We start from the raw sequence: 26,147 nt of genomic DNA, 5'->3' as shown, positions 1-26,147 counted from the left end.
GGCAAGATTGAGAAGAAAGTCTAAGTGTTATTCAAAGAGTCTTGAAATGTTGAGATACTCTGTTCTCCTGTTAATGAAGTACAGAAATAAAGAACTAGCGATGTTTAATTAACAATGCCTATTTTTTTTATGTTCTTGTGACCTGCCATTCATGTAATGGCTTAAATCCTTTTTTGGAGTCTATACAAACTTTTGCCTTCTTTTTGACTCAAAATCCAAAAGAATATATATCTCCAGTTTGTAATTCCCCTGCATGCAGGATATCACTGGGCTTGAGCTTTCTCCAAAGAAAGTAGAGTATTTAAAGTTCCTCTTTAAGAAAGGAGGACTTGTAAGGACTACAGACATCTCTACTCAGTTGCAGGTGGACCCTTCCACCTCTACCAAGACCATCGGTGATCTTGCTGGGACCGGGCTTGTGGAGCATATCCCCTACAGGGGTGTAAGGCTGACCGAAACGGGCCTTAAGTATGCTGAATTCCTTGTCAATAGGCACAATATACTTAGCCTGATGCTTAGTCATTATGGTCTGTCAGCGGAGGAAGCATGTAAAGAGACTTCGAGGTTCGAATCCCTGGTTTCAAAGGCCGCAGTAGATAAGATCTGCACTTCTATGGGTCATCCCATGACAAGCGTATGTGGAAAGATACGGCATGTGTCCTGTGGAGTTCCCTGATTTATGCTCATATGTTTGGCATATGGCCAACATATTTGGTAGTATTGCTAAATGGAGGTATAATATGAATAAATTAATTATGTTATTAGTAGTGTTCCTATCTTTAGGACTTGTCATCACGAGTGGTTGCGTTGACAGTCAGGAAGTATCTGCCTCATCGGACAAACCGGTAGTTGCTGTGAGCATCCTTCCGCAGGCCGAATTCGTGGAAAAGGTTGCCGGAGATCAGGTCCGGGTGCTCGTTATGGTTCCTCAGGGTGCAGACCCTCATACCTATGAGATTACCCCGGGGCAGCTCAGGGACCTGAGTAAGGCTCAGATGTATGTGAAAGTAGGCTCGGGGCTGGACTTTGAGAATGTATGGATGGACCGGCTGATAGCCCAGAACTCAGGCATGCTGATAGTCGATTCATCAAGCGGTATCAAGCTGCGGACAATGGAGGCTCACTCTCATGGTGATGAAGATCATGATCACGACGAACATGATGCAGAAGCGCATGACCATGAAGAACATGACCATGAAGAACATGATCATGAGGAGCACGACGAGGACAATCACACTCACAGTCACACACACGCAGCAGGTGCAAAGGACCCTCATATATGGACATCCCCTCTGGAAGCAAAGATAATGGTCAACAATATCTATGCAGGCCTCGTACAGATCGACCCTGATAACAAAGACCTTTATATGCAGAACAGGGATGCCTATCTTGCAGAGCTGGATGGCGCAGACGCCATGATCAGGGAAACCCTTTCCGGGAAAGAGGGTAGCAGTTTCATAGTGTATCATCCTTCCTGGGGCTATTTCGCGGACGAGTATGGTCTTGTGGAGGTTTCCGTAGAGATCGAGGGTAAGGAACCCAGTGCGAAAGATATGCAACGTCTGATAGACACGGCGAAGGAGAAGAATATTACTGTAATATTCGTACAGCCCGGTTTCAGTGCCACAAGTGCTAAGTCTATAGCTTCTGAAATAAATGCAGAAGTAGTGGCTATCGATCCCCTTGCAAAAGATTATATAGATAATCTTGCAAAGGTATCCGAAGCGTTTGCAAAAGGATTGGCTTAAATGGTTGAAGTGATCGATCTCAAGGATGTATGGGTAAGTTATGGCAATGTTCCCGTGCTCGAAAAAGTGGATCTTGTAGTTGAGGACAGGGATTTCCTTGCTATAATCGGCCCCAACGGAGGTGGCAAAAGCACCCTTCTGAAAGTCATCCTTGGATTGATCAAACCTGATCGTGGCTCGGTCAAACTTCTGGGGGACGATCCAAAAAAGACCCGCAAGTATGCGGGTTATGTGCCCCAATATATCTCTTCTAATCTCGAGTTCCCCATAAGTGTATGGGAAGTTGTTCTCATGGGCTGCTTAGGCCATAAAGGTCCCTTCATGGGATATAACGAAGAGGACAAAAAAGCTGCCTATGAAGCTCTTAAAGTAGTCGCTATGCTTGATTACAGGGACCGCCAGATCGGTGAACTGTCAGGCGGACAGAAACAGAGGGTCTTCATCGCCCGGTCGCTTGTTACACATCCCAAATTGCTGATCCTGGACGAACCTTCAACCGGGATAGATTCAAAACACCAGAAGGAGTTCTATGAGCTTCTCAACAGGCTTAAGTCGGAGATCGCTATCCTGCTTGTGACTCACGACATGAGCGCCCTGTCGGTTTATGTTGACAAGGTCGCCTGTCTGAATCGAAGGTTGCACTATCACAATTCAAAGGAACTGAGCCCTGCTGATCTTGAGGCTGCATACCAATGCCCGGTAGAGCTGATAGCGCATGGTGTTCCTCACAGGGTCTTGAAGATTCATTGAACCGGGGAAACTTTCCATGCTTGAAATACTGCAATACGGCTTTATGAGGAATGCGATAATGGCAGCAATCCTTGCAAGCATCGCCTGTGGGATCATAGGCGTATATGTTGTTGTCAAAAAAGTTTCCTCTCTGAGCGGTGGCATTTCCCATGCGTCATTCGGGGGTATTGGTCTTGGGTACTACCTTGGTGTCAACCCGATGTACGGACTGATACCTTTCAGCCTGTTAGCAGCTATTGCCATGGGGCTTGCAAGCAAAAGGACAAAGGTGGCTGAAGATACTGCCATTGGCATACTGTGGTCACTGGGCATGGCTATAGGCATCATTCTCATTTATCTCACCCCCGGATATGCGCCGGACCTGATGACCTATCTTTTCGGAAACATACTCACAGTGCCACTCTCGGACATCTACCTGATGGTTGCCCTTGATGTTGTGATCATCCTGGTGGTATATGCCTATTACAAGGAATTCATGTCCCTATGTTTTGACGAGGAGTTTGCCACGGTCGCAGGTATCAATGTAGAGCGTCTTTATCTTCTGTTGCTGTGCCTGATAGCATTGACAATTGTCCTGCTCATAAAGGTTGTAGGGATAATACTAATTATAGCACTGCTTACTATGCCGGCATCCCTGAGCAGCCATTACACAAAGAACCTGAGAAAGATGATGTACCTGTCCATCTTCTTTGGTGCGCTCTTCAGTATAATGGGGCTGGCGCTCTCCTACAATTATGATGTGCCTTCAGGTGCGACAATTATCCTTGTGATGTCTGCAGTTTATATGCTCCATTTCGTGTACAAAGCAGTCAAACCAAAGATCACAAGCAGGTGAGCTCTTGTATCCATCTGTATTTTGCCTATTTCATATTACTTTTGAGCAGCAGCTCTCTCATTTTCTCAAGGACCAGTACTGCATCCTGCCTTTTTATGTCTGCCTCGTGATTTCTGCAGTAATCCAGAAGTTCTGCAGCTTTGTCCTCAGATATTATTTTCATCATGGAAGCTTCTTTTGTTAATCCAAAGTAACTTCTCTCGGTGTAATGTGTTTTCTTGGCAAGTGCTACTAAGGCCGCACAGCTCTCTTCATCAATGATCTTCTTATGAGCGGCAGCAAAGAGAGTTTCCCTCATATTTACCATGGGACTTGAAACTGGTTCGAATGTGTCAGGATTGGTTGCCACCGCGACCTCGTCATCATCTTCAACTATTCCGTCCCTGTACCATTCATATATCTTACCCACGCCGATCATGCCGTGGACATCGAGTTCAGAGGCACGCAGAGCACCCATGCTGCATCCGCCCACAACGGTAACTCCTGCATCTATCGCTCTGATTATCTCTTTGTGCGCAACGGCTGCCCTGCTGAAGAATATTCCGTCGATGATGCCAATAAGGATATAGCCGGCCATGACCGCGGTTTCCATACTCCCTCTGAAAACGGGGGGCTGGTAATCAACATCTAGTATCTTGCTTGCATCTGCGTGGCTGATGCTCGTGCCTGTGAATACTAATGCTTTGCTCTTTTTTGCACTCATTTCCTGACCCTGTGCCTCCAGGGGCGCTCTTGCGGAGCCATTTTTTGTTTCTTTCCAGCTTTTAGCCTGCTCCCCATGCGCTCCCTGTCGAGGGAGTACATCTCAAATGCCGGTATGATGGCCCTGATGACGGAAACCGGTATGCTCTCTCTGGAAAGGTCCACGATTACAGCGCTGTTAACGACACGGCTGAGTTGCTCCAGAACAGTTTCGATGTTTTCTGAGGGGCTGTTTGCTGAAAGGTCTTTGATCTCATTCATCGTGACCTTTTCTCCCTCATCATACCAGTATCTGTTCATGCGCTTGATCCTGTCGTAACCTATCTGCCTTACAAAGCTCTCACGGTCAGTGTCCTCACGTGCGCCATGTATCTGCACGACCCGTGACTGGGCTGCTTCTGTCAGAGCCCTCTTTATCGCTATCTCGGGCTTCAGGTGGGCTCCCGCTCCCATAACAAGCAATGCCGGGTCCATCAGTCTCACATCATCCGTAGCCGCTACAACCGTGGTTATCTCCGTATCATGTGGCAGAAGCCATAGTTTAACATCAATATCATTATCAAGGAACCTGCGCAGCAGTTCATAGTTCTCTCCATCCTCTGCTGTCAGGATTATTTCTTTGCCAGGAAACCTGTGAAACTCAGCAGTGCTTAGAGCATCCCTTTCAATAACCTCAAGCAACCCGTGAAGTATTGCTTCCTCGGGCATGTTGCCGGCAGCAAGTCCATTGGTATTGGACCTGAAAAGCTTCGCCGCCCGGCCGGGTGCGTTGTAGGGATGGAAAACAGCATTTGCAGGAACAGCTATTTCTTCTTTTTTCAGCAGGTCCCATCCGGTGGTCCACTCTATCAGTTGCTCCGGGGAATGCATTTCAGACAGTAACAGGGATGCAGGATCTACTGCGGAGCCTCTGGAAAGTGCGCCTTCAAAACTATCTATGAAGCAGGGTGCGGAAATGTCCTCATTTACATCCATATTCAGGCCACTTCTTTCTGCAAGGCATCTCTCATAGCTTTCCATCATTGCCGAGATGCGTGCCTGGTTCTCTGTGCTCCCTTTGCCGGAATATATGGAGATTGCTCCCTCTGCGGCGCTTGGCCTCACCGTTGTGATCACGGGTATGCCTATCCTGTCAAGGTCCGTTATGCCGGCAACCCTTGTAACCCCTATCCTGTTAAGACTGCTTTTGGCCTTTTCAAGGGTTGTCTCCTCCCCCAGGACGCGCTGTGTTCCCCTGATGTATATATGTGATTTGTCTATAGTTATCTCTGGCATGTTTAGGCAAAGTCTCTTATATCTATTAAATTCTTGCGACAATGGCTTATCTCTTACTTATTTAAGGGCTAATTCCGATGACTTTTCCTTTTAACAATAACTATATATAATTGTTACACCAATTGTAGTGTTCAATCGGATAGCAACATAAAGTATGTAATATATATACAAAGTGCTTATCTGGTTAATATATGAGAGACAGGAGGAATTATGAGAGACCTAAGGAAAGATAAGACCAGATCTGACAATGTCGACTGTTTTATATCCAATTTCCATTCCGTTATCGCCGGGATTTCATCAGATGAACTCAACGACGAGGATATGGATCTCTGCCGCTTCATGGTAGGCGGACTGCAGGCAAAATAAGCCTGCAAAACTATTTTTATTTTATTGACGTAAGGACTCCTATGTACGACGTCCATTCCGTCAGGGAAGACTTTCCGGTTCTTAAAGAAGTTATCTATCTGGATAATGCAGCCACCACACAGACCCCGGTACCTGCAGTCCGGGCTATGGAGGAGTATTTTTTCAAGTATGCAGGCAATCACGGCAGGGGAGCTCACAGACTTGCCCGTGAGACCACAAACCATTATGAGGATGCCAGGGAAAGCGTCGCAGCTTTTCTGAATGCAGATGTAAAAAAGACCATCTTCACAAGGAATGCCACAGAAAGCATAAATGTTGTTGCACTGGGTTTTCCCTGGGAGGATGGCGACCATGTTATAGTCACCCTCGTGGAACATCACTCCAACCTTCTTCCCTGGATGCGGCTTAAAGAGGAGGGAGTGGACCTCACCATTGTAAAACCTGATATCACCGGTATTGTCGATCCCGGGGATATAATATCGGCAATTACCGGCCAAACGCGCTTGATAGCCGTCACCCAGGTGTCCAATGTATTTGGCTCCATACAGGAAGTCAGCAGGGTTATCAAAGATGCTCATGGGGAGGATATCCGGGTGCTGGTGGACGGTTCCCAGTCCGCAGGGCACATGCCCGTAAATTTGGGTTCCATGGATCCTGATTTTTTTGTAACTCCAGGTCACAAGGGCCTTCTGGGGCCGCAGGGTACCGGTGTGTTGTATATAAAGGAGCCGGATATTATCGAGCCGCTGTTCCTTGGCGGGGGGATGGTCCGTGCGGTGAATGATTCCGGTTATGAGATCGAGGTAAGCCCTGCAAAGTTCGAGGCCGGTACCCCCAATATGCCGGGAGTCATTGGCCTTGGAAGGGCAGTGGAATATGTGAAAGATGTAGGGGTGAAGGATATCGAGAAGCATGAGGTAACTCTTGCCCGGGATGCCGCCCGCAGGCTTGCTGGGATAGATGGGGTGGAAGTTTACGGACCAAAGGAAAGGTCATCTGTTGTGCCTTTCAATGTCACCGGTATGAATGCGCACGATGTTGCCATGATACTTGACCAGACCCGGAAAATATGCGTGCGTAGCGGTTATCACTGTGCTATTCCCGGCATAGGGTTCCTCGGAGTGGATGGTACCGTGAGAGCTTCGTTCGCATTGTACAATACGCAGGAAGAGGTTGACCAGCTTGTTGATACTGTACTGAATATCGCTGCATTCATTGCTTGAAGCAGTGCTGAAGGCGGGCTGCGGTGATGAAAGCAAAAAGTTATTATGGGCAGGCTATATTTATATAATTACAAAGCTGGATTACGCGACAATATATCCTTATAGACAAAAGAGAGGCTTACAAGTGACCAAGGACGTGCTTCTGTGGGATGAGACCATATTCCGGAACGGTGAGGTTCTTGAACTGGATTACCTTCCTGAATACTTCGCACACAGGGAATCCCAGTTGCAGGCCCTCAAGTTCAGCCTGAAGCCGGCCATGCGTGGGATGAGGCCGGTGAACTGTCTTGTCAAAGGCCCTCCGGGTACCGGAAAGACCACTGCGGTCCAGAAAGTGTTCAATGAGATGAAGGAACATACCGATAATGTGGTCTTTGCAAAGATAAACTGCCAGATGGATTCCACACGTTTTGCGGTAGTTTCCAGGATATACGAAAAGCTGGTCAATATCAAGCCGCCTACATCCGGTGTCGCTTTCAGGAAGCTTTTTGAGAAAGTATTGAAACATCTTGTGGATACCAACAAGATACTGGTGGTTGCCCTTGATGATATAAATTACCTTTTCCACGAAGGGCATGCAGACGAAGTTATGTATTCCCTGCTACGTGCCCATGAACAGTATCCGGGAGCAAGGGTTTCAGTTATCGCTATCATCAGTGATGTGGGTACTTCCTATAATTTCGATCCCAGGGTAGGCTCCGTGTTTTTGCCAGAAGAGATAAATTTCCCCCGATACGGACCGGGTGAGATCGGGGATATTGTCCGCAACAGGGTGCAGCATGCTTTTTACCCGAACGTAGTACCGGATGAGGTGTGTGAGCGCATCGTGGAGTATGTGAGCACCACAGGCGACCTGCGTGTAGGTATCGATCTTCTCAAGCGTTCAGGGCTGAACGCAGAGCGCAGGGCAAGCCGCACTACATCCCTCGAGGATGTCGAGAAAGCCTATGATGCATCCCGGCTCACGTACCTCTGCCGCAGCATTCGCTCCCTTACCGAACATGAGAGGACTTTGCTTGGTCTCATAGCAAAGGGAGGGGACCTGCAGACAGGTGATCTCTATAAATCCTTCCATGAAATCACAGGACTTGGATATACGCGCTTTTATGAGATCCTCGAAAAGATGAATTCCTCTCAGTTCCTGGATGCCGACTTCTCAGGCAAGGGCATGCGTGGAAGGACCAGGATGATCAAAACAAGGTACGAACCACAGGATATACTGAAGTGTCTTGAACACTAATTCATTGGGATTTTGTTTTTAAGCCATGCTGAGCTCGAGTTTATGCTTTATTTTCTCCCAGCCCGGCATCAATGAATCAAGCATCCTGTAGTAATCGGGACTATGATCATGATACTTTAGATGGCATAGCTCATGGATGACAACATAATCAATGCATTGTTTAGGAGCTTTGACAAGTTCCGTGTTTAATGTCATGGTACCTTTTTCAGAGAGGCTTCCCCATCTTTTTTGCATGCATTTTACAGAAATTGAAGGTTTGCCGAAGTCCAAAAACTTAAACTTTGGCCAGCATCTCTCAATACTTTCGGCAAACTGAATATTTGCCTTCTCTGAATACCATTTTTTCATGAGTTTTTTTACGAGTTCTGGTTCAGGTTCATCCAGGCAAGTGACCTGAAAAACTCCTCCGGACAACCTGGCGCTATTTTTCTGTCCCCTGGTAACTTTTAAGCGATATTGTTTTCCAAGATACAGATGTGTCTCTCCACTGATGTAAAGCCGCTCTGGTGTTTTTGGAGTGAACTGCCGGAAATAATCCACCTGTTTTAAGATCCACCGCGCTCTTTTATGTATCTTTTTCTCGATCAGTGAGATTTCAGAACCAGTCGGTGCTTTAATAATTACAGTACTGTCCGGATGGACTGCGATTTCCAGTGTTTTCCTTTTTGCGTAAATTAGCCGGTATTCAATTGTTTTCTGACCATAGGTAAATGACCTGTTCTCGCAATTTGTTACCCCTGTCATCTGTAGCTCCTGTGTTTTGCAACCAGCTGGACCTTTTCGATAATCCCGTCCATCTGTTCGCTTGACAGGTCGATATTTTTCCCATTCTTCAGTTCATCGTACAAATAGTCGTCAATTTCGTTTTCTGTTTGTTTTTGAGCATCCTCATCATCCCAGAAATTGACCTTTCTGTGTTTTTCAATAATTACATGAACGGCTACCGCAGTATCGGCGATAATCTTTTCAAGCTCCTTCCCGTCCAGTCCATGGTTTTTAATGAACGGTTTTATCACTCCGTAGTAAGCCATAGCATCTTCATTATCGGTGAGCTGAGCCGGTACTTCATCATGTACCTTTCCAACGACCTTGCTCCTGATATCCATGACCCTGTTCAGATAGTCCAGGTCAGAGAGTCTCTTTGCTCTGAAATCTTCTATAGCCTGCTGGATGAGCTTTGAGAACTTTTCATAGAATGCAGGGTCCGTATCCATTTTATCTATAATTACTTTCCTGGTGGCATGAGCTATTGTATCGGCTCGGGAGGCAGCGGTCTTTTTTGTTTCGTAGATCCCATGTTCTTCTTTTACCTGATCGAACATTTTATCATCGAAGATATTGACGGGCTCGTTGAGCCGGATCACTTCATCCGCCTGAATGTGCGTGTCGAGAAGTTTCTTGATCTTTGGCTCGTAATCCCTGTAATCGATTGCCTCGGCATATCGCAGTTTGACTGAATTTTTCAGTGACTGGAACTTCATGAGGTCGGTTTTGTATCGGGATAGTGTCTGTTCGTCAGTTTCTGATAGAAAGCGGTCTGAAGACAGGGCAATTGCGAGGTTTCTGGAATACTCGGAAAGGCGGGAGTAGAATTCTTCCCTGAGCTGTTCGTCTGCCAGCAGAAGTTCGTATTCTTCTTCATCATAGGCATGTTTTACTGTTTTGAAGAGGTCCCAGAGGTCAGAGTACCTGCCGGGCAGTTTTTCGATTTCCCTGTTTATCGAACTGAGTGTACCTGCAAGGTCCGACTCGTCGAAGCCTTCAAATGCACTGTACATGGTCAGTGCTTTGTCCAGTTCTCCGAGTATGCTTGCGTAATCAACAATGAATCCAAACTCTTTGCCTTCGTGAATACGGTTAACCCTTGCAATAGCCTGAAGCAGAGTGTGCTCCCGTAAAACCCTGCACAGGTACAATACGGTATTTTTCGGGGCGTCAAATCCTGTCAGGAGTTTGCTTACCACTATCAGTATTTCCGGATCGATGCCGTGTTTGAACTGGTTGATGAGCTGTTTTGTGTATTCTTCCTCGCTCCCGTAGCGTCTCATCATTTTTTGCCAGAATTTGACAACCTCGTCGGTTGCTTCGTCATCGGTCTCATCGTAACTTTCGCGCATGTCCGGCGGGGAAATGACGACCTCCGATGAAACCGTGCCAATTTCGTTCAGGTAATTGTGGTATCTCAGGGCGGCAGGCTTGCTGGGGGCGACAAGCTGGGCTTTGAACCCGGTCCCCTGCCAGTTTGCACGGTAGTGCTCGCTTATATCGAACGCCCTCATGTAGATGACCTGCTCTGCTTTGTTCAGCATTTCCGCCCTGGCATATTTGTGTTTGAGGTCGGCTTTCTGCTGGTCGGTAAGTCCCTGGGTATGGCGCTCGAACCACATGTCAACAGCCACCTGGTTCTGGGTCATTTCCACATGCCTCCCTTCATAAAGGAGCGGCACCACAGCGCCGTCCTCAACGGCCTGTGTTATGGAGTAATGGGGCTCAAGCAGTCCGCCGAATTTGGTGAAGCTGTTCTTTTCCTTTTTCATCAGGGGGGTTCCTGTGAATCCCAGGTAGCATGCGTTGGGGAACATCTGCCTCATGCGTGCGGAAAACGATCCGAACTGGGTGCGGTGACTTTCATCGACCAGCACGAAGATATCTGGCGATCCTTCCTGGTATTTCCCGGCAGCATAGGCTTTGTCGAATTTGTGGATCAGCGTGGTTATGATGCCTGACTGTTTTTCACTGATAAGTTCCAGAAGGTTGCGCCCGGAGGTGGCGCGATTTGCTTCAAGACCGCAGGCGGCAAATGTGTTGCCAAGCTGTTTATCCAGATCGTCCCTGTCTGTTACCAGTACTATCCGGGGATTCAATATTTCCGGGTCAAGGGCGAGGCTCCTTGCCAGCATGACCATTGTCAGGGATTTGCCGGACCCCTGTGTGTGCCAGATGATGCCTCCCCTGCGGGATCCGTCCTCGCCGAATTGCTTTATGCGCCTGAGGGTTGATCTTGTTACAAAATACTGCTGATACCTGGCGATCTTTTTAATACCTGCATCAAATATGGTGAATTTCCATGCCAGCTCCAGTAATCTTTCGGGACGGCACAGTGAATATATCGACCTGTCCTGTTCGGTGACAAGGCGTTCTTTTTCCAGTATTTCGGACTCTGCGTTGAGGGTGGTCAATATTCTGGAGATGATATCTTTTTCCAGCGGCTTGCTGACAAGCTCCTGTAGTTTTTCAAACTCCGGGGTCCCGGCTTGCGTCTGTTTTTCTTTCCAGATGCTCCAGAACTTTGCAGCACTTGCGACTGTTGCATACATGGCACTGTTCTTGTTTATGGCAAGAAGCAGCTGGGTATAAGTGAAGAGTTTTGGAATGTGTTCATCAGTCTGGTTCCTGATGGATTGTGATACAGCCTGCCCGATATCCACCTGCGGAGCCTTGCATTCAATTACGCAGAAGGGAATTCCGTTGACAAATAGCACGATATCCGGGCGCACGGTATCGGTGCTTCTGGTGCGCTGGACACTATACTCAACGGTTACATGGAAGCTGTTCTTCCCGGGATTGCGCCAGTCGATGTAGTTCAGGTTGAAGCTCTTGGAGTTGCCTTCAAGGGTCTGCTCCATTGCCGTCCCGAGGGTCAGGAGGTCGTATACCATTTCATTGGTCTTCAGCAGTCCGTCGTACCTGATGTTCTTCAGCTTCTCGATGGCGGACTGGATGTTCTCCTCGCTGAACAGGTACTCGTTTCCCCTGTACTGGATGCGGTTTATTTTCTTAAGCTGGCTGCGCAGGATGCTCTCAAGGAGTACATTGGAAGTGCGGCTCTGCCTTTCCTTCAGCGCCTCGCCCGGACTTAAATACTCATAACCCAGGTTTATGAGAAGCTGTACTGCTGGAATCTGTGAAAGAGCCTTTTCGTTTGTCTCGAACGTATCCATGTTTTTTCCTCCTTATTCTTCTGCGTCGTTGTCTCCAAAATACTCTGACCAGAGACTTGACAGCTCGTCACAGTATCCCCAGCCGATGCCCTGTGCTTTTAGCATGACCTCACGCAGGCTTTCCTTCAAAAGTGTAATGTCGTGTCCCTGCTTTTGCGCAGCAAGAACCCATTTTGCTGCGTCCTCATAGAAATCTTCCATTGTGTGGTAGTAGTCCTGGTCAATATCTCCGAGCTCATCAGTAATTCTGTGCCCCTGCACCACTGTATGCACATAAACGTCCGCCCTGATCATCGGATCATCGGTAGCCTTTTCAAGATACCGGATAATGCGCCCCGCCTCTTTAAGATCCCAGTATTTCGTTCCTCTCATATTGTAACTAAGGGCACGGGATATTTTCTTCTTATACTTCTCAACTTCAATATCTTCGGCGTCTGCAAGCGCCGACCTGACAAAGAGCTTATTGTCAGCAGACAGTTCCATCATGTCCTTCACCAGGGCGATCAATTCCGCCTTTTCCAGGGAATTCAGTCTTCTCCTTGCCATAGTCACACCCCGGAATGCTTTCTGATTATCTCTTCCCTCACCTGCCACTCGCCTGTAAGCATCTTCTGCATCAGGCCGCGTTTCTGGGTTTTGTATTTTTCAAATGTAGAGCAAAGAAGTTCAATTTCGCTTTCTGCTAAATTGAGAACCTCAGCAACCTTATCTTGAATTTCTATTGCAGGATATGGAATTTTCATTGCGAAATAATCTGACTTTGAAAGATTAAGAAGCCCATGACTTCTTGCACCTTCCTGACAAATTCCTCGAAGTTTTCGATTGAGAATGCCCGATTCAAAGAGGTGAACATAAAAGTCGGAGTTCATCTCTTGATCAGAAATGGGTCTCATACAGATGTACAGAGTTGAAAGAACCCCTTGATTACTTTCATCAAGCCGTTTGATAACTCCATAAGGACATCCATTTGATGAGCTGCGGTTATATGCAAAATCACCTTTTTTAAGGAGATGATATCCCGAAACGTCCTCAGCAGATACACTTTTTTTGTAATACTTAAATTGACTCACCAAACCGTGCTCTGCAGAAGTGGTAAGTACATTTGTTTCGTCAACGGTATTTTTTTCTGTCATCGGCTCAAAAAGCTTACTTAATCTGACTTCCTTCCACTTTCCTTCACGGCAGGGTTTGACAATGAGATTATCCAGCAACCACTTAAACCGCTTCTCCTTCACCTGAATCATCCTTTCAGTCTTCTCGATGGCCTCATCCCATGTGGATAACAGGTCGGCAATGGCTTTTTGTTCGGGGATTGAGGGGACCGTCATTGAGACTTTTGACAGATCTTTTTGGCCTATATTTACTCTAACAGCACCTTGTCCTCTCCGAATTATTTCTTTTCTTACACTTTCAGAAAAAAAACAGTATTTTTTAAACATGTTATCTAATTTATTATCTATTGGGCGCCCTTTGATAACAAATCCACCGAAAACAACGTCTTCATCATCCAAGTAAACTGATGTCATTCCTATTTCTTCAGGGGTCTCTGAAGTACGGTTAAATAAAACATCACCTTTTTTGACCAGATTTTCTTTTATTTTTTTTTCTGGCAAGGTTATTTGTCCTGAAACAATGTCAGCTGTTATGGAGTTTCCTTGAAGGACATCCATGACATTAATAAATTTGATACCTTTGCCATAAGATGCTTTTTCAGCATTTAATCCATTTTTAAACGTGAAAATATCTCCTAAAGAGTACATTTCCCACCCATCAGGCAATTTCATTCTTCCACCTCCAATTTCCCCAGGAACCTTTGTCTATCATTGTTCATTCGTGTTTCCTTCCTTTCAAAAGATTCTTTCCGGTATCAGTCAGTCGATATTTCTGCTTACTGCTTTTAGGTTTATCAGGGACTGTCATCTCAATTACACCTGTGGCGATTCCAATCTGCTGGTAATTTTCCCTGAAGTGTTTTTCGTCCTTCAGGCCAAGAGCGGTGATGATATCAATTCGTGACATTTTTCCGGTAATCATCTGAATCATCCTTAAAACTTCGGGGGTAACATAGGGGGTGACTTCGGGGGTATGCAGTTTCGCTTTTCAATACCGTAGACAGCATTGACACGCCCTGCTCGGTAAAGGCGTAAGGTAAATAGCGCCGCCCACCGCGTTCTGAACTTGAGGTAACAATCTGTGACCTCAAAACCTTATATTCTTCCGCAGTTAACTGGAATCTAAAATCAGAGTTATTGTTTCCTGAATCGGTAGCAAACTGCGACCAGCTTAATTGTCGTGCCAGTGGAACGATAATCTTATAATCAGGGAAAAATTCGGCAAACAGCATCATGCACCTCAGGTTTCTGGTTTCAGCATAATTCGTAAACGTGTTAATCTGATTCTGACTCATGATTCCAATTCCGGATTTTGTGATTTTGTTAGAGGTAATTTCATTAAATCTTCCGTATCTGTTATTTCTCAGACTTTGGATTCTTTGGCAAATCCTTGATCATTCTGTCAAAATCAGATTCAAACATCTGGTCCTGCACAATGCGGTATTTTTGGAACTCGCTTTCAGCATACTCTTTAGCAGCATCGGCAGTTATTTTTCCGCTGTCATGGAGAATATCCCGATCATCAAACTCAAGGAACTTATCCAGACGTTTAGCCCAATCTTCCATTGTCATTGGTATTCTTCTTCGTGCCCTTTCCTCCGCCAGATCCAGATAGGCGTTAACGATACGTCCTAATGATTCCAGTTCACCTTTTGCAAGATAATTTTTAGCAACTGAAACATCGCTCTTCAAAATCTTACCATCTGGTGCATTTTCCCAGGTACTAAGCCCCATGTTAGTTTTAGTACTGTCTGCCCGCTCCACAATAAGTTCGGCTGCTGTGCGTCCATGTATGGCAAAATGCAACTTGTTCTGTACTCTCGCAAAAAATGCCTTAGTTGTAGGTGCATTCCTATTGTAGTCCACACTGGTGGCGTAAATATCTGTGATTTTCTGGTAAAACCTACGCTCACTGAGCCGGATCTCTCGAATTTCCTCAAGAAGATGCTCAAAATAATCTTCGTTAAGGAAGGAACCATTCTCCATACGCTTTTTATCCAGCACATAGCCCTTGATGGCAAAGTCGTGCAAAACTCTCGTAGCCCATTGACGAAACTGTGTTGCACGTATCGAATTAACCCTGTATCCTACAGAAATTATAGCGTCAAGATTGTAAAAATCGACCGATCTTTTGACTTCTCTTGAACCTTCAGTTTGAACTATCTGGAATTTCCGGATGGTTTCATTTTTATTAATCTCAGACTGTTTGTAGCAATTTATCAAATGCTCACTTATTGTTTTGACACTCACTTCAAACAAAGTTGCAATCATTTTCTGGGATAGCCAGATAGTCTCATCTTCGTATCTTACTTCAATGCTCTGTTCGCCAGCCTGCCCGGTAAAGATGAGAAATTCCGCAGTGCTGTTGCGGATTAATTTTTTACTACTCCCTCTCATCGCTGGATCTCCTTTAGCTTCTCAGCCATTTTCACTCGCACCTCTGCCAGCTCCTTTTCCAACTCATCGATCTCCTGCTGGACGGCATCGATATCGATCTCCTCCTCTTCCTCGAAGGTATCTACATAGCGGGGGATATTCAGGTTGAAATCGTTCTCCTTTATCTCCTTAAGGTCTGCCGCATGAGCATATTTATCCACGTCGTCTCTGGATTCGTATGTCGCCATGATCCTTGCAAGATGCTCGTCCGAAAGCGTGTTCTGGTTCTTCCCGGACCTAAATTGCCGGCTGGCATCGATGAAAAGGACATCCTTGCAGTCCTCCCTAGCTCCTCCCTTTTCCCGCGAGCGGTCAAAGACAAGGACCGCCACAGGAATATTGGTGGTGGGGAACAGGTTTCCCGGAAGGCCGATAACTGCGTCAAGCAGATTTTCCTCGATCATCTTCCTGCGGATCTGGCCTTCCTGTGCTCCCCTGAAAAGCACTCCGTGGGGCACAACCACGGCCACACGTCCTTCTTTTTCCAGTGCGATCTCAACCATGTGGCTGATGAACGCCCAGTCTCCCTTGCTTTTTGGGGGGACGCCGCGCCAGAAGCGGTTGTAGCGGTCGCTTTCCGCATTCTCGGCACCCCATTTGTCCAGGGAGAACGGAGGATTGGCAACAACACAATTGAACTTCATCAGGCGGTCGTTCTCCACCAGAAGCGGGCTGTTCAGCGTATCACACCACTCAATGCGGGCACTGTCAAAGCTGTGCAGGAACATGTTCATCCGGCACAATGCCCACGTACTGCCATTCGACTCCTGCCCGAAAAGAGCGAAATCGCGGCTGCCTATCTCCCTGGCAGCCTGGACCAGAAGGCCGCCGGAGCCACATGCAGGGTCACATATGCGGTCCCCCGGTTCTGGCCTGGCAAGCCTGGCAACCAGTTCCGTAACCTTTGGCGGGGTAAAGAATTCCCCGGCCTTCTTACCGGAATCCGAAGCAAAGCGCTCTATCAGGTATATGTAGGTGTTCCCGATCACATCCTCCGAAACAAGGCTTGGCTTCATATTCAGCTGTGGTTTGTGGAAGTCTTCCAGAAGCTGCTTCAGGCGCCTGTTCCTGTCCTTTGTTTTTCCCAGGTTTGCTTCACTGTTAAAGTCAATGTTACGGAAAACTCCTTCAAGTTTGCTCTTGTTTGACTCTTCAATATGGTCGAGCACAATATTGACCAATTCGCCAATGTTTGCGGCAGCCCTGCGGTCATAAAGGCTGTAATAGGTGGCAGGAAACTCATCCAGCAAAGTTCCTTCTCCTGTCTTCTCATCGGTTTCGATCAACCTTACAACCGGAAGGACAAACCGCTCACGTTCCAGCTTGCGTCTTATACGCTCATCATCGTCTCCATATTGCTCCCGGTATGATTCGTAATGGTCCTGCCACACATCGGATATGTATTTCAGGAACAGCATAACAAGAATGTAATCCTTGTATTGTGCCGGGTCAACAACTCCCCTGAACGTGTCGCACGCCGCCCAGGCTGCATTGTTGATATCTTTCTGGTCAACTTGTTTCAACATTTTTTATCCTCTTTTGCAAGCTGCATTAACAGTACGGAGATGTATCTCCCTCGTTTTTCAGCCAGTGCGCTCAATATCATCCGCTCCCTGGCGGATAGTGCTGCCAGCTCGACAATATTATTCTGCATTTTCAAAGAAGGCAGGTGAACAGGCATCTCTTCCAACTCTTTGCTCCTTATCATGTTAACAGAGGTTCCTGCCTGCACGGAAGTCAGATAGCGCTGTGCATCCGCCTGGCTGATGTACCAGTTCAGGTATTCCGGTAAAACATTTTCAAAATTTGTAATTCTGATCCTTAGCAGGGGAGCAGCAATAACAGCTTTTCCAGGATTTCCACGGATAATTGCAGAAGTATTTACTTGGCCCCTTGACCTGAACACCAGATCTCCTTTTCGGGCAAAGTGCTGCTCTTTTAGAGTATGCATGTCGATTTTCATCAATCTGCTGCAATCTACACTGTTGTCATCAAGCAGGTCTTTCATCTGGATGACCACAACTTTTCCATTCTCAGACGCTTCAAGCCTGGATCTGAATGAATATCCCATCTGTACTGTTGCTATATCTTTGATTATTACGGCATGCACATATTGCAGTAATGATGTTTCTGTATATCATCTTATTGTTAAGTAATTTCTGAACTTACGGCTATCAATAATCTCTAGTTCCTGTTTATTCTTTGAGGATTCAGATTAACCCTCTTTTTTTAAGCATCTGATAAATTCAAGTTGTTACTCGTCCCACTTCATCCAAGATTTTTATGTTTTTGTTCCTTTTCACCTTAATTTTAGGATAGCTTACGCTATCTTAGATAGTTCCCTTCCTTTTCAGTGTTCTCAATTGATGAAGATTAAAAGAAAAAGCTGTAATCAGCATTTTTACATTCACCCTTTCCACATTTGTGACAAGCACTTTTCCTGCTTTGAACACTTCCTTTGCTACTGCATAGACTCTTTCACATGGAACTCGCTGCACACTTATCCGTTCATTTCTGAGAATATCCGCTATTCCTAATGGATGTCCTCTTACAGCTCTTTGCATTGTTGCTGCAAAACCCTTTGCAACTGCTCCAAAGTATCCTTTGTCACGGTAGACTACTTCACCCACTTCAGATAGATCTACCTGTGAATCATGTACTGATGCAGTTGTTGTTTCAAATCTTCTGATCAATTCATAGTCCTTGTCAATTATTGTATGAAGCTTATATCCAAAATGAGATTTGTCACCTTTTTTTACCCATGTTCCATCTTTACTTCTTGCTGTTTTAGCATCTTTTCCACGGGGCTTATCAGCTTTAGCATGTCCAGGGTTGGAGTGAATGAATGTGGCATCCTGGATCATCCCCTGTTTGATTTTCAATCCAAGGGCATTAAGCTGCCTCTGCATCTCATTCCATATTTCATTCTCTTTTCCATTATCGCTAATTCTCTTTCTAAATGACCAGACAGTTGTACTGTCTGGAACATATTCTGGAAATCCAAGGAACTTCCTAAAGGATATCCTGTCAATACACTGTCTTTCAAGTTCAGCATCAGAAAGACCATGCCACTGTTGTAGAACAAGCATTTTAAACATCACAATAACATCAGCTTCAGGCCTACCGCCTGAACCTGTTCTGTTCTTGTACATTGATTCCAGGATTGGACGAAATGGTTTCCAATCAATAAGTGATTCTATTTCTGCAAGCTTGTCTCCAACAGATTGAAGACGTTTATATTCTTCATTAAGGGCAAAATCAGTTAAATCATCCATGGTACTTAATTTATTTGCCTATTATTTATATTTTAGTGCAATGTTGACTGGGTTTATCGAAATCCTCCTTTGTGTATCAGGCAGGCTAATGACTATGAGGTCATTTAGGCAATGATGATACAAAATCATCACTTAACATCAACATGATTAAAAAAGCGGTAATGGCGTAAACAGATTTAGTATAAAAAAGGTAGCGCAGAACTATTCTGCGCCCTGTATATTTTCAGTTTCCTGATACTTACATGTCTTCCATGCCGGGCATTCCGCCTGGTGGCATGTTTGGTACCATGTCAGCACCGGATGGTCCGCCAGGTCCCTGCCTGGATGCAATGATGTCGTCGATCCTCAGGATCATGACTGCGGATTCTGCAGCAGCGTTAATAGCCTGGGTCTTTACCCTTAGTGGCTCAACTACTCCTGCTTCCCACATATCGATGACCTTACCTTCGTAAACATTCAGTCCGGCTGTCTTCTGGCCCTTTTCGTGGTGTGCACGAAGTTCCATGAGCATGTCTATGGGGTCCAGACCTGCGTTCTCAGCAAGTGTCCTCGGGATGATCTCAAGGGCTTCTGCGAAGGCCTTTACAGCAAGCTGTTCCCTGCCACTGAGGGTTGATGCGTATTCCTGGAGCCTGAGTGAAACCTCGACCTCCGGTGAACCTCCGCCAGCCACAAGCTGTTCGTCTTCGATAGCTACGCCAACCACTCTCAGAGCATCATGAAGTGCCCTCTCGATGTTGTCGATAACATGCTCTGTGCCGCCGCGCAGAAGGATAGATACTGCTTTTGGATTCTTGCAGCCAGTGACAAAGGTCATCTCATCGCCGCCGATCTTCTTTTCCTCTACGAGTGCAGCGTAACCGAGGTCTGCCAGGGTGATCTCATCAAGGTTTGTGACAAGTTTGCCTCCGGTTGCCTTTGCGAGTTTCTCCATATCGCTCTTCTTGACACGCCTCACTGCAAATATGCCTGCCTTTGCAAGGTAGTGCTGTGCCATGTCGTCGATACCTTTCTGGCAGAAAACTACAGTTGCACCGCTCTTGACTACTTTTTCGACGATGTCCTTGATCATCTTTTCTTCCTGGTCAAGGAATGACTGGAGCTGCTCTGGTGATGTGATGGATATCTCAGCATCAACCTCTGTGTCCTTGAGCTCGATAGCCGTGTTGATGAGTGCTATCTTTGCATCCGCGACCTTCTTTGGCATGTTGGTGTGGACACGTTCCTTGTCGATGATCATTCCCTCAATGAGCTTTGATTCTTCGATGCGGGCACCGACTTTCTTCTCGACCTTGATGTTGTCCATGTCGACCTTGTTGTCCTCATCAACAATGCTTAGTATGGCTGAAACAGCAATTTCCGAAAGTACGTCTTTGTTTGCTTCTGCTCCCTTACCTGTCATAGCAGTGCCGGAAATGTTCAACAGTACGCTTCTGTCGTTCTTTGTGACTGCCTTTGTCAGTGTCTTTAAGATCTCGGCGGCTTTCTCGGAAGCGAGCCTGTATCCGGATGCAATAATGGTGGGGTGGATGTCCTGGTCGATAAGTTCTTCCGCCTTCTTGAGGAGTTCCCCTGCAATGACTGCTGCGCTAGTGGTTCCGTCTCCGACCTCATTATCCTGGGTCTTTGCAACCTCTACGATCATCTTTGCTGCGGGGTGCTCGATGTCCATCTCTTTAAGAATGGTTGCACCATCGTTTGTGATGACAACATCTCCAAGGCTGTCGACAAGCATTTTGTCCATTCCTTTTGGACCAAGTGTTGTCCTAACAGCTTCAGCGACTGCCTTTGCAGCCATGATGTTATTGCTCTGTGCTTCTCTGCCTCTAGTTCTCTGGCTTCCTTCTCTTAATATGAAAATCGGCTGTCCAGCCATCTGTCCTGCCATTTATTTCTATCCTCCTGTTATTGGAAATTATGGAATAATTCTAAATTCCTGACGTTTTCTAATGAATGTTGTTCTATATAATAGTATCGGTGTAGGACAATCATGCTTTAAAAAGAAGCCTGGCTTAAAGAGGATAGCGAAACAACTAGGAAAAACAGGAAATTGTAAAAAAAGGAATAAAGAGTGAGATCAACTCACTTTACAAGTGCTTTTGGAGATCTCTGCATGAATCTCCTTTTGGTGCCGTTTGAGGAATACCTCTGTGCCGGACCCGGATGAGCCTTGATCCCTTTGGATTTCTGTACTTTTATTGTTCTACCCTTACGGCCTTTTACCTTGACCCATTCAATACTGCCAGTTTTACCCATTTATAAGACCTCTGTGAAATTTGGATGTAATATCAACAAGATAAGCAATGATGCCCGACAATCCAGCTCTGATCATAAGGCTGGTTAACATCGTTCTAAGTTTACCCTTAGATGTGATGCTTGTTATTAAACCTTACGGGAAATATAGAGGCTGACTGAGACCAAAATTGCTTTTAATCCGTACCCTCTATGCAGATATGTATACCGAGGAGTTGATCACCTTAAGCAAAGCAATAGACATCCAGATGGAATCGGCCGCCGAGGAGATAAAGGCACTGCTGGCCTACCCCGATGAAGAACTTATCTCTATCATCAAAGAGGTCGGCTTCAAATGTGATCTCTGTGCGCGCTGCTGCACACAGGAGTTCAATGACCATGTGTTCCTGCTGGATGAAGACCTGAAGGCCATAAGGGAAACAGACCCGGATGCAATCGAGCCTGCGCCATATTATGAGTTATGTGACCAGCACGGGAACTTCTATGTATCGGGCTATGCGCTGAAAACACAAAAAGACGGTTCCTGTATATTCCTCCATGATAAACGCTGCACCATCTATGACCGGCGCCCGTTCATTTGCAGGCTGTACCCTTATATGCTTCACCTGGAAGCTGATGAAAAAGGCAATATCGGCTGGAGGCAGATCAGCGGGCTGGACCTCCACGGCTGCTATCATGACGATATAAGCGACGAGGAATGTAAAACGCTAGCAAGGGAAATAAAAAATTATGAACATGCCTTCCTGGAACAGAAGGTAGCCTTTTTAGAAAAAGCACGGCAACATTTTGAAAAGAACAAACTGAAACATGTCCAGGGCGTTTATGACCGGGAGATGAGGAAATTCAACAAAGGTGGCAAGATAAAGGTATTTGTCTTTTACAGCGGAGCTTTTGAAGAGAGCAGCGTCGGAAATAACATCTCATTATAAATCTGTATTTCCTGAGGAATCCTCCCTGGTTTTTCCTCATCCCCACGACCCTGTGGCCTTCCCTTCCATTGCCAGTTTCCCAAGCACACGCTTGAAACGGTCATTAACAGGAGAAGGTACAGCTTTTTCATAGGGCGTCCCGGGCAGGGGAGTAAGGTAATGCGCATGTACAGTGCCGCCTTTCCTGCATATCCATTCTATCATTTCCAGGCTCTTGTTCTGGTCTTCTTCTGTCTCATCCGGGAAACCTACGATAAAGTCTACTACAGGAGTGATGCCATTATCAAAACACAGCTCGATTCCCCGATACGTATCTTCTACAGTGTGACCTCTCAGGATATCCCTCAAAACCTCTTCACTGCCGGACTGAGCACCCAGGTTCAGTCGTGTATTGTCACAGTATTTAGTGATAAGCCCGATAGACTCCTGGGTAATGAACTCCGGCCTGACCTCCGAGGGGAACGTACCAAAGTAGATGTTCTTGCCTTCGATACTGCGCAGCTTTGAGAGTAATTTCTCCACCCGGTCAAAACGCGGATGGATTCCGTCACTTCCATATGCAAGCGCGTTGGATGATGTGAATCGCATGTCCTTGAAGTATTTTGCCCACTTCGCGATCGAATCGATACTTCTGTGCCTGAGCTTGCCTCCGAATATATGCGGGGTCTGGCAGTACTTGCACCTGAAAGGGCATCCTCTGCTTATCTCCATGGGGGCCATGGCGATACCGGGATCAAAACAGGGGTACTTATCCAGGTCAACAGGCTCCCTGCATGCAGTGAAAACAGTATTCCCCCTGTTATCCCTGTATGCGATGCCTTTCACCTTACATGTATTTTCCCTGGAGATGATCGCTTTTATGAGTTCGGGAAGGGTCTCTTCTCCTTCTCCTAAGACCACGTAGTCAAAATAGCGGAGAGTCTCCTCAGGCGCTCCTGAAGGATGAGGCCCCCCGGCTATGAATATCGAATCAGTACCTGCACCTGTGATTTCCTCAAAAACAGAATCTTTTTGCCTGGTTGCAAAGCTGTAGACCATTATCCCGTCTCTGGGACCTTTCGATCTCTGCGCCCCGGGGAGAAGGGGCGCCAGCGCAGCGAAACTATAGGAGTTCTTATTGTCCCAGCGAAGATTGATGTCCATGTGTTTACAATTCTGATCCTTCTGGAATTTCCACCGACCCGGAAGTGCCGTCAACCCTGACAGTATCTCCGTTCTTAAGGACCTCGAAAGGATCCCGTTCCATCCTGTCAACAAGAGGTATGCAGGATATTATTGCCCCTACCGCAACGATGGGTTCTGACTCTACATTTATCATAGCAGCGGGAGCAGCATTGTTCTTTATGAGCTGGTAAAGTACGTATGACCCTACCGTCGATCCTTTCCCCTGGGGGAACACAAGTACTCTATCCTTGATGCACTGACCGAAAAGTTCGTGCTTTGGTTCGACTATGATCCCGGTCTTAGGATCAACATTGCCAAGGAATGATATCGCTTCGTGTGTAAGTAGCACCTGCCCCTCTGCAACTCCCCTGGAAATCTTCCTGCATTTAATTATCATTCACAGCCTCCCTGATGCACTCCTCTATACTTGCGAATCTGGAGGCAACTCCGCACATACTGGGGACGTATGCAAGGGCCTTCCCGGAGTTGACCATCATGCAGCGGTAATTGTTGGTGGCAGGGGACACCACCATGCAGGTATCACACACTACTTTTGCCCCGCTTTTCTCGATACCTTCCACAAGGTCGGGATATCTTTCCGCGACCTCCCTTGAGGTGCATACCCATATCTCTTTGGCGACCTTCTTACCGGCAAGTAACCCTGCAATGCTCTCCAGTTCAGCGGGTGAGCAGTGCGGACATCCCAGAGTGATTATGTCAGTATCCAACGAGCTTTCTCCGCTTTTTCCGGTTTCGTAAACTTCCAATATCTGTTCTTTCTCAATCATGAGACTCTCATCCGGTCTTTCATACTTAGACCGGATCGCATCGGGTGTAACGCCTTCTATGTGATAAAGTGCAACAGCTCCTGAGGCTGCCAGTGCAGCGCCAAGTGACTTCATCTCATCTCCAGATGGTTGTCCCTTCAGGTAGAATATTGGCACCCTGTTACCGATGACCTTCCCGGCCACATATCCAAGCGCCCCGTAGTCCGATCCTGAGATTTCGAAGTCGACCGTGACAGACATGACCGGCTCGCGCATCTCATCAAGGTGATATCCGTAGTTGGCAGTCTTGCCCACAAGAGCCGCCGAAAGTGCAGAAGGCCCGCCTTCCCTGTTCGTCCTTGCGCCTATAACTGAATTTGCGTAGCATACCGCTGAAGACTCGCTCCATGCCAGATGGTCGCCATAGCCTGTATCAAATCCTTCCAGGTAATATGGTGTACAGGTGCATTTTGTCCGGATGCCTAGGTTCTCGTAGGCAGCAATGATATCCTGCTGCTTTTTCGCAAAATGAGCTTCAATACCCATTTCCTTCCAGCGCATCATGTCCATGCCTGCAGGGTTGAGTATAGCAGGTATCCTGGCCTTGCCCTTAAGATCGGATATCCATTCCAGTCCGGCATCGCCTATTGTCTTATAGGATACTCCGGCTATCTGTGCGCTCTTGACAGGTATCAGGCTGTCGGCACCGTAAATGTCCCCAAGTGCCACAAGGATCTCTATGGCCTTGCGGAGTGTCTCACCGTACTCGCCCTCCAGGGTCTTTTCCTCTTCTTTTGTAAGATACATGGGAATCCTTCACACAGTTGTTAAATGATCACTCAGGGGGCATTTTCGCCCTTTCGAAAATCTCCTTCTCCGCCAGCACTTTTGTTGCATCGATGCCAACCTTTGTGGTCGTACCGTCCGGTGCTCCCCTGGGATCAAGGGAACTGCCGCGAACATGGGGTATTATCATAATATCCATATCTCCCTTTACCCTGGTTGCTATGGCGAACTCCACATCCTTGATGTCAAAGATATCTATATCCTCGTCCACCACGACCACGTGCTTGAGGCTGGTGTGGCTGGCAAATGCCGCCATGATGGCGTTCTTACCGTCGCCTTCTGTCTGCTTCTCTATCTGGACGACAGCATGCAGGTAGCAGCATCCTCCCTCGGTGAGCACGACGTTCTTAACGGTAGTAACCTCGCTCACAGCCTTGTATATCCTGGGCTCGTAAGGTACTCCCATCATTAGCAGATGCTCAGGTCCTGCAGGAAGGATGCCGTGGTATATGGGATCCTTACGGTGCAATATCCTGGTTATGTGGATGACAGGTTCTTTTCGCACAAGATCGTAGGTGCCTGTGATATCGACAAATGGGCCCTCATCCACGCGTTCCTTCGGGTCTATGTATCCTTCCAGTACTATCTCTGCATGTGGAACCTTGATGCCATTGCTGCATTCGAAAACCTCGAGTGGCTTGCCCATAAGCGCCGCAGCATAATTGAACTCCTTCCCTGCAGGCACTCGTGTGGTGGAAGCATAGGTAACCGCCGGATCGGCGCCGATGACTATTGCTACCGGTAGTTTCTCTCCCTTCTCGGCAGCTTTCTTGTGCATTACGTATGTATGCCTCGGAGCCACCAGTCTTGCAGCTATCCTGTTCTTATCCACCACCAGAAGCCTGTGAATTGCTGCGTTCATGGTACCTCCGTACTCGGCAATAACCACGCCTGCGGTAATATAGGGCCCTGCATCCTTCTCAAAATGTGTCATTATGGGGAGCGTGGTTAGGTCGACTTCTGTTTCCACAACTTCCTTTGTGGGCGAGTCCTTTACCAGTACGACCTCTCCGTCAGGGCTTATCTCAGAAAGTTTCTGTATTATCCTGTCCTTATCCACGCCGAACATCGCCGCAAGTTCTTCCCTGGAACCAAGGACATTCATTATGGCCCGACTTCCGCTGATGTCATGGAAAAGCACAGGAGCAGGTGTCTGCTTTGCTATCCTCGGAGCCTCGAACACCTTTGAAACTGGACGTGTGATCTCGACAAGCTTCCCGGTCTCTTTGAGTTTTTCGATGAATTCCCGCATAGTATCATCCGTATTACGATTATGGATAGATAA

26 protein-coding genes and 1 pseudogene are annotated in these 26,147 nt (G+C 46.8%); 9 read left to right on the top strand and 18 right to left on the bottom strand.

Annotated features, from left to right (window positions below; genetic code table 11):
* From Q8J68_RS00800 to Q8J68_RS00780, 5 genes and pseudogenes are all read left to right on the top strand, one after another.
* Positions 1–112, top strand: a pseudogene (locus Q8J68_RS00800) (IS1 family transposase); the annotation flags it as partial.
* 141 nt (positions 113–253) lie between these two features.
* A complete protein-coding gene (locus Q8J68_RS00795) occupies positions 254–676 on the top strand; it encodes a metal-dependent transcriptional regulator (protein WP_305309671.1) in 423 nt (140 codons plus the stop codon).
* 64 nt (positions 677–740) lie between these two features.
* Positions 741–1,748 (top strand): metal ABC transporter solute-binding protein, Zn/Mn family, encoded by a 1,008-nt coding sequence (locus Q8J68_RS00790; RefSeq protein WP_305309670.1) that lies wholly within the window; start codon positions 741–743, stop codon positions 1,746–1,748.
* Entirely contained in the window at positions 1,749–2,498 is a 750-nt protein-coding gene (locus Q8J68_RS00785; protein ID WP_305309669.1) for a metal ABC transporter ATP-binding protein, read from the top strand. It abuts the gene before it with no gap.
* Between the two features lie 16 nt (positions 2,499–2,514).
* A complete protein-coding gene (locus Q8J68_RS00780) occupies positions 2,515–3,333 on the top strand; it encodes a metal ABC transporter permease (protein WP_305309668.1) in 819 nt (272 codons plus the stop codon).
* A gap of 25 nt (positions 3,334–3,358) precedes the next feature.
* On the opposite strand, the gene Q8J68_RS00775 is transcribed toward Q8J68_RS00780, so the two are convergent.
* Both Q8J68_RS00775 and Q8J68_RS00770 read right to left on the bottom strand, forming a co-directional pair.
* A complete protein-coding gene (locus Q8J68_RS00775) occupies positions 3,359–4,036 on the bottom strand; it encodes a TfuA-related McrA-glycine thioamidation protein (protein ID WP_305309667.1) in 678 nt (225 codons plus the stop codon).
* Positions 4,033–5,310, bottom strand: coding sequence for a YcaO-related McrA-glycine thioamidation protein (locus Q8J68_RS00770; protein ID WP_305309666.1), 1,278 nt, complete (start codon positions 5,308–5,310; stop codon positions 4,033–4,035). The genes Q8J68_RS00775 and Q8J68_RS00770 overlap by 4 nt, the downstream gene beginning before the upstream one ends.
* A 210-nt stretch (positions 5,311–5,520) precedes the next feature.
* On the opposite strand from Q8J68_RS00770, the gene Q8J68_RS00765 reads away from it, so the two are divergent.
* From Q8J68_RS00765 to Q8J68_RS00755, 3 genes are all read left to right on the top strand, one after another.
* Entirely contained in the window at positions 5,521–5,676 is a 156-nt protein-coding gene (locus tag Q8J68_RS00765; protein WP_015054144.1) for a hypothetical protein, read from the top strand.
* 41 nt (positions 5,677–5,717) lie between these two features.
* A complete protein-coding gene (locus Q8J68_RS00760; RefSeq protein ID WP_305309665.1) occupies positions 5,718–6,899 on the top strand; it encodes a cysteine desulfurase in 1,182 nt (393 codons plus the stop codon).
* 124 nt (positions 6,900–7,023) lie between these two features.
* Entirely contained in the window at positions 7,024–8,139 is a 1,116-nt protein-coding gene (locus tag Q8J68_RS00755) for an ORC1-type DNA replication protein (protein WP_305309664.1), read from the top strand.
* Positions 8,140–8,157: 18 nt separating this feature from the next.
* On the opposite strand, the gene Q8J68_RS00750 is transcribed toward Q8J68_RS00755, so the two are convergent.
* The 12 genes from Q8J68_RS00750 to Q8J68_RS00700 all read right to left on the bottom strand — a co-directional run bounded on the left by Q8J68_RS00750 (position 8,158) and on the right by Q8J68_RS00700 (position 21,159).
* On the bottom strand, positions 8,158–8,883 hold the full coding sequence (locus Q8J68_RS00750; protein ID WP_305309663.1) for a M48 family metallopeptidase: 726 nt from the start codon (positions 8,881–8,883) through the stop codon (positions 8,158–8,160).
* The gene (locus tag Q8J68_RS00745) at positions 8,880–12,080 is read right to left on the bottom strand and encodes a type I restriction endonuclease subunit R (RefSeq protein ID WP_305309662.1); all 3,201 of its coding nucleotides are present in this window, start codon (positions 12,078–12,080) and stop codon (positions 8,880–8,882) included. Before Q8J68_RS00745 ends, Q8J68_RS00750 begins: the two co-directional genes overlap by 4 nt.
* A 12-nt stretch (positions 12,081–12,092) precedes the next feature.
* Entirely contained in the window at positions 12,093–12,626 is a 534-nt protein-coding gene (locus Q8J68_RS00740) for a hypothetical protein (RefSeq protein ID WP_305309661.1), read from the bottom strand.
* Between the two features lie 2 nt (positions 12,627–12,628).
* On the bottom strand, positions 12,629–13,864 hold the full coding sequence (locus Q8J68_RS00735; RefSeq protein ID WP_305309660.1) for a restriction endonuclease subunit S: 1,236 nt from the start codon (positions 13,862–13,864) through the stop codon (positions 12,629–12,631).
* Positions 13,865–13,907: 43 nt separating this feature from the next.
* Entirely contained in the window at positions 13,908–14,123 is a 216-nt protein-coding gene (locus tag Q8J68_RS00730) for a Fic family protein (protein ID WP_370867570.1), read from the bottom strand.
* Positions 14,086–14,424, bottom strand: coding sequence for an ORF6N domain-containing protein (locus Q8J68_RS14925; protein WP_370867569.1), 339 nt, complete (start codon positions 14,422–14,424; stop codon positions 14,086–14,088). Before Q8J68_RS14925 ends, Q8J68_RS00730 begins: the two co-directional genes overlap by 38 nt.
* Before the next feature lie 124 nt (positions 14,425–14,548).
* The gene (locus Q8J68_RS00725) at positions 14,549–15,589 is read right to left on the bottom strand and encodes a virulence RhuM family protein (RefSeq protein WP_305309658.1); all 1,041 of its coding nucleotides are present in this window, start codon (positions 15,587–15,589) and stop codon (positions 14,549–14,551) included.
* Positions 15,586–17,154, bottom strand: coding sequence for a type I restriction-modification system subunit M (locus tag Q8J68_RS00720; protein WP_305309657.1), 1,569 nt, complete (start codon positions 17,152–17,154; stop codon positions 15,586–15,588). Before Q8J68_RS00720 ends, Q8J68_RS00725 begins: the two co-directional genes overlap by 4 nt.
* Positions 17,148–17,738, bottom strand: a complete 591-nt coding sequence (locus Q8J68_RS00715; protein ID WP_305309656.1) for a restriction endonuclease subunit S — start codon at positions 17,736–17,738, stop codon at positions 17,148–17,150. Before Q8J68_RS00715 ends, Q8J68_RS00720 begins: the two co-directional genes overlap by 7 nt.
* 220 nt (positions 17,739–17,958) lie before the next feature.
* Complete coding sequence (locus Q8J68_RS00710; protein ID WP_305309655.1) at positions 17,959–18,903, bottom strand: IS5 family transposase; 945 nt, start codon at positions 18,901–18,903, stop codon at positions 17,959–17,961.
* A gap of 238 nt (positions 18,904–19,141) precedes the next feature.
* A complete protein-coding gene (gene thsA, locus Q8J68_RS00705; protein WP_305309654.1) occupies positions 19,142–20,791 on the bottom strand; it encodes a thermosome subunit alpha in 1,650 nt (549 codons plus the stop codon).
* A 194-nt stretch (positions 20,792–20,985) separates the two neighbouring features.
* Positions 20,986–21,159, bottom strand: a complete 174-nt coding sequence (locus tag Q8J68_RS00700) for a DUF5350 domain-containing protein (protein ID WP_015054158.1) — start codon at positions 21,157–21,159, stop codon at positions 20,986–20,988.
* 197 nt (positions 21,160–21,356) lie between these two features.
* Between Q8J68_RS00700 and Q8J68_RS00695 the strand changes: the two genes are divergently transcribed.
* Complete coding sequence (locus tag Q8J68_RS00695; protein WP_305309653.1) at positions 21,357–22,085, top strand: YkgJ family cysteine cluster protein; 729 nt, start codon at positions 21,357–21,359, stop codon at positions 22,083–22,085.
* Between the two features lie 36 nt (positions 22,086–22,121).
* On the opposite strand, the gene Q8J68_RS00690 is transcribed toward Q8J68_RS00695, so the two are convergent.
* Genes Q8J68_RS00690 through Q8J68_RS00675 form a run of 4 tightly spaced genes read right to left on the bottom strand, consistent with a single transcriptional unit; the run spans position 22,122 to position 26,114 of the window.
* Positions 22,122–23,228, bottom strand: coding sequence for a TIGR04013 family B12-binding domain/radical SAM domain-containing protein (locus Q8J68_RS00690; RefSeq protein ID WP_305309652.1), 1,107 nt, complete (start codon positions 23,226–23,228; stop codon positions 22,122–22,124).
* Positions 23,229–23,232: 4 nt separating this feature from the next.
* Positions 23,233–23,646, bottom strand: coding sequence for a DUF126 domain-containing protein (locus tag Q8J68_RS00685; RefSeq protein WP_305309651.1), 414 nt, complete (start codon positions 23,644–23,646; stop codon positions 23,233–23,235).
* On the bottom strand, positions 23,636–24,823 hold the full coding sequence (locus Q8J68_RS00680) for an aconitase X catalytic domain-containing protein (protein WP_305309650.1): 1,188 nt from the start codon (positions 24,821–24,823) through the stop codon (positions 23,636–23,638). Before Q8J68_RS00680 ends, Q8J68_RS00685 begins: the two co-directional genes overlap by 11 nt.
* A gap of 28 nt (positions 24,824–24,851) precedes the next feature.
* Entirely contained in the window at positions 24,852–26,114 is a 1,263-nt protein-coding gene (locus Q8J68_RS00675) for a UbiD family decarboxylase (protein ID WP_305309649.1), read from the bottom strand.
* Between the last annotated feature and the right edge of the window lie 33 nt (positions 26,115–26,147).

It is taken from the genome of Methanolobus sp. (assembly GCF_030682845.1).
Lineage (GTDB): Archaea > Halobacteriota > Methanosarcinia > Methanosarcinales > Methanosarcinaceae > Methanolobus.
This window is presented reverse-complemented; position numbering and strand designations above follow the sequence as displayed.

What these genes read in the sequence shown, in the direction of transcription:
- Q8J68_RS00675 (WP_305309649.1), bottom strand. Translation starts at nt 26,114, where the DNA reads ATGCGGGAATTCATCGAAAAACTCAAAGAGACCGGGAAGCTTGTCGAG.
- thsA (WP_305309654.1), bottom strand. Translation starts at nt 20,791, where the DNA reads ATGGCAGGACAGATGGCTGGACAGCCGATTTTCATATTAAGAGAAGGA.
- Q8J68_RS00735 (WP_305309660.1), bottom strand. Translation starts at nt 13,864, where the DNA reads ATGAAATTGCCTGATGGGTGGGAAATGTACTCTTTAGGAGATATTTTC.
- Q8J68_RS00750 (WP_305309663.1), bottom strand. Translation starts at nt 8,883, where the DNA reads ATGACAGGGGTAACAAATTGCGAGAACAGGTCATTTACCTATGGTCAG.
- Q8J68_RS00700 (WP_015054158.1), bottom strand. Translation starts at nt 21,159, where the DNA reads ATGGGTAAAACTGGCAGTATTGAATGGGTCAAGGTAAAAGGCCGTAAG.
- Q8J68_RS00680 (WP_305309650.1), bottom strand. Translation starts at nt 24,823, where the DNA reads ATGTATCTTACAAAAGAAGAGGAAAAGACCCTGGAGGGCGAGTACGGT.
- Q8J68_RS00780 (WP_305309668.1), top strand. Translation starts at nt 2,515, where the DNA reads ATGCTTGAAATACTGCAATACGGCTTTATGAGGAATGCGATAATGGCA.
- Q8J68_RS00790 (WP_305309670.1), top strand. Translation starts at nt 741, where the DNA reads ATGAATAAATTAATTATGTTATTAGTAGTGTTCCTATCTTTAGGACTT.
- Q8J68_RS00745 (WP_305309662.1), bottom strand. Translation starts at nt 12,080, where the DNA reads ATGGATACGTTCGAGACAAACGAAAAGGCTCTTTCACAGATTCCAGCA.
- Q8J68_RS00720 (WP_305309657.1), bottom strand. Translation starts at nt 17,154, where the DNA reads ATGTTGAAACAAGTTGACCAGAAAGATATCAACAATGCAGCCTGGGCG.
- Q8J68_RS00730 (WP_370867570.1), bottom strand. Translation starts at nt 14,123, where the DNA reads ATGATTCAGATGATTACCGGAAAAATGTCACGAATTGATATCATCACC.
- Q8J68_RS00695 (WP_305309653.1), top strand. Translation starts at nt 21,357, where the DNA reads ATGTATACCGAGGAGTTGATCACCTTAAGCAAAGCAATAGACATCCAG.
- Q8J68_RS00685 (WP_305309651.1), bottom strand. Translation starts at nt 23,646, where the DNA reads ATGATAATTAAATGCAGGAAGATTTCCAGGGGAGTTGCAGAGGGGCAG.
- Q8J68_RS00785 (WP_305309669.1), top strand. Translation starts at nt 1,749, where the DNA reads ATGGTTGAAGTGATCGATCTCAAGGATGTATGGGTAAGTTATGGCAAT.
- Q8J68_RS00740 (WP_305309661.1), bottom strand. Translation starts at nt 12,626, where the DNA reads ATGGCAAGGAGAAGACTGAATTCCCTGGAAAAGGCGGAATTGATCGCC.
- Q8J68_RS00770 (WP_305309666.1), bottom strand. Translation starts at nt 5,310, where the DNA reads ATGCCAGAGATAACTATAGACAAATCACATATATACATCAGGGGAACA.
- Q8J68_RS00765 (WP_015054144.1), top strand. Translation starts at nt 5,521, where the DNA reads ATGAGAGACCTAAGGAAAGATAAGACCAGATCTGACAATGTCGACTGT.
- Q8J68_RS00690 (WP_305309652.1), bottom strand. Translation starts at nt 23,228, where the DNA reads ATGGACATCAATCTTCGCTGGGACAATAAGAACTCCTATAGTTTCGCT.
- Q8J68_RS00725 (WP_305309658.1), bottom strand. Translation starts at nt 15,589, where the DNA reads ATGAGAGGGAGTAGTAAAAAATTAATCCGCAACAGCACTGCGGAATTT.
- Q8J68_RS00710 (WP_305309655.1), bottom strand. Translation starts at nt 18,903, where the DNA reads ATGGATGATTTAACTGATTTTGCCCTTAATGAAGAATATAAACGTCTT.
- Q8J68_RS00760 (WP_305309665.1), top strand. Translation starts at nt 5,718, where the DNA reads ATGTACGACGTCCATTCCGTCAGGGAAGACTTTCCGGTTCTTAAAGAA.
- Q8J68_RS00775 (WP_305309667.1), bottom strand. Translation starts at nt 4,036, where the DNA reads ATGAGTGCAAAAAAGAGCAAAGCATTAGTATTCACAGGCACGAGCATC.
- Q8J68_RS00795 (WP_305309671.1), top strand. Translation starts at nt 254, where the DNA reads ATGCAGGATATCACTGGGCTTGAGCTTTCTCCAAAGAAAGTAGAGTAT.
- Q8J68_RS14925 (WP_370867569.1), bottom strand. Translation starts at nt 14,424, where the DNA reads ATGCTGTTTGCCGAATTTTTCCCTGATTATAAGATTATCGTTCCACTG.